Source organism: Streptomyces sp. NPDC053750 (assembly GCF_044544295.1).
GTDB lineage: Bacteria > Actinomycetota > Actinomycetes > Streptomycetales > Streptomycetaceae > Streptomyces.
Window position 1 is genome coordinate 1 of sequence record NZ_JBITXB010000055.1, and the last position, 4232, is coordinate 4232.

Below are 4232 nucleotides of genomic sequence, written 5' to 3' on the forward strand. Positions count from 1 at the left end.
CCCTCCGCATCAGAGACGGTCAGCGAGACCGCCCCCTCCCCTGCAGACGTCAGCCGCAGGCGGACCCGGGTGGCACCCGAGGCGTGGAAGGTGACTCCCGTCCAGGCGAACGGCAGCCGCGCGGACCCACCCTCGTCCTCACCACGCAGACCGATCGCGTGCAGGCAGGCGTCCAGCAGCGCGGGATGCACGCCGAAGCCCTCCACCTCCGTCCCCTCGGGCAGCGACACCTCGGCATACACGTCGTCACCGGAACGCCAGGCGGCCGTCAGCCCCTGGAACACCGGCCCGTACTCCAGACCAGCCCCCGCCAGCCCTTCGTACAACCCCTCCACATCCACCACCGACGCACCCCGCGGCGGCCACACACCCAGTTCCGTGTTCGGCTGGGCGGCAGTCGGAGCCAGCAGTCCGATGGCGTGGCGCACCCAGGACTCGTCGGCGTCCTCTACGCGTGAGAAAACGCTCACCGACCTGGCGCCGGTCTCCCCCGAGCTCCCGACGGAGACCTGGACCTGGACCCCACCGTTCTCCGGCAGCACCAGCGGCGCCTCGAGGGTGAGTTCCTCCAGCGTGCCGTAGCCGACCTGGTCGCCGGCGGCGATGGCCAGGTCCACCAGTCCGGTGCCGGGAAACAGGACCGTGCCGCCCACCGCGTGATCGGCCAGCCACGGCTGCGACGCCGTCGACAACCGCCCCGTCAGCACCACACCGTCCGAATCCGCCAGCGCCACCGCCGCACCCAGCAGCGGATGCCCGGAGGACTCGATGCCGATGGAGGAGAGCGCGGGGCCCTCCTCGACCATGCTGTCGAGCCAGTACGTGCTGCGCTGGAAGGCGTAGGTGGGCAGGTCGACGTGGGTGGTCGGTCGGTCGCCGTAGTAGGTGGTCCAGTCGACGGGGGTGCCGGTGGTGTGCAGGTGGGCGAGGGCGGTGACGACCTCGGTGGCTTCCGGACGGTCGCGGCGCAGGGTGGGGACGAAGGCGGCGTCCTCGTTGGTCTGGCGGCCCATCGCGGTCAGGACCGCGTCCGGGCCGAGTTCCAGGAACCGGCTCACACCTTCCGCCGTCAGCGACTGCACGGCGTCGGCGAAGCGGACGGCTTCGCGGACGTGGCGGACCCAGTAGCCGGCGTCGGTCAGCTCTGCCGCGCCGACCACGGAACCGGTGAGGGTGGAGACGATGGGAATCTGGGGTTCGCCGTAGGTCAGGCCCTCCGCGACCGTGCGGAAGTCGGTGAGCATCGGCTCCATCAGCGGGGAGTGGAAGGCGTGGGAGACCTTCAGCCGGCTCGTGCGCCGGCCCAGGTCCGCGAAGTGCGCCTTGATCCGCTCCACCTCGTCCTGCGTGCCGGAGACGACGACGGCGGTGGGGCCGTTGACGGCCGCGACACCGACCGCATCCGACAGCAGGGGTACGACCTCGTCCTCGGTCGCTTCCACGGCGGCCATCGCCCCACCGGAGGGGAGGGCCTGCATCAGCCGGCCCCGGGCCGCGACCAGCCGGGCCGCATCCTCCAGCGACAGCACACCCGCCACATGCGCGGCGGCGAACTCGCCGATGGAGTGCCCGGCCAGGTAGTCGGGACGGATGCCCCACGACTCGACCAGTCGGTACAGGGCGACCTCGACGGCGAACAGCGCGGGCTGGGTGAACTCGGTGCGGTTCAGCCTCTCCGCGTCCTCACCCCACACCACCTCCCGCAGCGGCACGTCCAGCGCGGCCAGCACCTCCAGCACCGCGTCGAAAGCCTCCGCGAACACCGGGAACGCCTCGTACAGCTCCCGGCCCATCCCCAGCCGCTGCGCCCCCTGACCCGTGAACAAGAACGCCGTACGTCCCGCACCCCGCGTACTGCCGCGCACCACACCCGCAGCAGGCCGACCGGCCACGAACGCCGACAGACCCGCCAGCAACTCCTCCCGGTCCGCACCCACCACCGCGGCCCGGAAATCCAACGCGGTACGGCGGGTGGCCAGGGCATGACCGATGTCCGCCGGGCGCAGGTCGGGGGTGCTTTCGAGGAAGGTCCGAAGCCGTTCGGCCTGGCCCTGCAGGGCGTCCTGCGTTTTGCCGGAAAGGGGCCACACGATCGTGCCGGGGCTGGTGCCCTGCTGCCCCGGCTCGGACTCGGGCTCGGGCTCGGGATACGGATCGGGCTGGGGAGCCTGTTCGATGATGACGTGGGCGTTGGTGCCGCTGATACCGAAGGAGGAGACACCCGCCCGACGCGGACGGCCCGTCTCCGGCCACGACCGCGACTCCGTCAGCAGACGGACGTCGCCTTCCGACCAGTCCACCTGGTGAGTCGGCTCGTCCACGTGCAGGGTCTTCGGCAGCACTCCGTTGCGGATCGCCTCGACCATCTTGATGATGCCGCCGACACCGGCCGCCGCCTGGGTGTGGCCCATGTTCGACTTCAGCGACCCCAGCCACAGCGGCTGGTCCTCGGGGCGGTCCTGGCCGTACGTCGCCAGCAGCGCCTGCGCCTCGATCGGGTCACCCAGCGTCGTCCCCGTACCGTGCGCCTCCACCGCGTCGACATCGGCGGTGGTCAGGCCCGCCGAGGCCAGGGCCTGGCGGATGACACGGCGCTGCGAGGGACCGTTGGGCGCGGTCAGACCGTTGCTCGCACCGTCCTGGTTCACCGCCGAACCCTTGACGACCGCAAGGACGGGATGCCCGTTGGCCCGGGCGTCCGACAGCCGCTCCACCAGCAGCATGCCCGCACCCTCGCCCCAGGCGGTGCCGTCCGTGGAGGCCGCGAAGGACTTGCAGCGGCCGTCGGGGGCAAGCCCCCGCTGCCGGCTGAACTCGACGAACGCCTCCGGCGTCGCCATCACCGCCACACCACCGGCCAGCGCCAGCGAGCACTCACCCGACCGCAACGCCTGCGCCGCAAGATGCAGGGCAACCAGCGACGACGAGCACGCCGTGTCCACCGTCACCGAAGGGCCTTCGAGTCCGAAGGTGTAGGACACCCGACCAGAGGCCACCGAACCGGTGTTCGTGTTGTCCTGGTAGTCGTGGTACATCATCCCGGCGAACACGCCGGTGGCCGACCCCTTCAGCGTGGTCGGGTCGATGCCCGCCCGCTCGATCGCCTCCCACGCCGTCTCCAGCAGCAGCCGCTGCTGGGGGTCGATGGCCAGGGCCTCGTTCGGTGAGATGCCGAAGAAGTCGGGGTCGAAGTCGCCGGCGTCGTGCAGGAACCCGCCGTGCCGGACGTAACTGGTGTTCGGCCGCTCGGAGTCCGGGTCGTACAACTCCTCGATGTTCCAGCCGCGGTTGGTCGGGAACTCCGACACCGCGTCCACCCCGTCGGCCACCAGACGCCACAGGTCCCCCGGGGTCTCCACGCCACCCGGGAACCGGCAGCTCATCCCCACGATCACGATCGGATCGTCATCGGCGGCGACCGCGGGCACGAGCGTGCCCATGGCGGAACCGTTGTCGACCGTGCCCGTGATCTCCTCGGTCAGGTGCCGGGCGAGTACGGCCGGGGTGGGGTAGTCGAAGACGAGCGTGGCGGGCAGCCGCTTGCCGACGGCCTCGCCGAGGCCGTTGCGGAACTCCACCGCGCTGAGCGAGTCGAAGCCCAGCTCGCTGAACGCCTGCTCGGGGTCGATCGCCTCCGGGCCGGCGTGGCCGAGCGTCGCCGCGGCGGTGGCCCGGACGAGACCCAGCAGCTCGGCCTCCTGTGCTTCCGGGGACAGTGCCGCCAGGCGTTGGGCCAGCGCGGACGTGGCTCCGGTCGCCACCGTCCCGGCCACGGTCCTGCGCGCGGGGCGGCGTACCAGGCCACGGAACAGCTCGGGCAGTTCCCCGGCCCCGGCACCGAGCGCCTTCACATCCAGGCTGACGGGAACGAGGGCGGGGGTGGGCAGTGCGGTGGCCGTGTCGAACAGGTCCAGGCCCTGCTCGGGAGTGAGGGCGTGAACGCCGCTGTTGTTCATGCGGTCGAGGTCCGCCTGACTCACCTCGCCGGCCATGCCGCCGGCCCACAGGCCCCAGGCGAGGGACTGGGCGGGCAGACCGTTCGCCCGGCGGTGGACCGCCAGACCATCGAGGAAGGCGTTGGCCGCCGCGTAGTTCCCCTGACCCGGCGCACCGAGCGTGCCGGCAGCCGAGGAGAACAGGACGAACGCGGAGAGGTCCTGCTCGGCGGTCAGTTCGTGCAGGTTCCAGGCGGCGTCCACCTTCGGACGCATCACCCGCTCCAGCCGCTCCGG

The 4232-nt window shown here is 71.7% G+C and carries 1 protein-coding gene; it reads right to left on the reverse strand.

Features of this window, described 5'->3' with window-relative positions; genetic code table 11:
• A partial coding sequence (locus ACIGO6_RS41530; protein WP_399885997.1) for a beta-ketoacyl synthase N-terminal-like domain-containing protein occupies window positions 1-4232 on the reverse strand: 4232 nt, incomplete at both ends.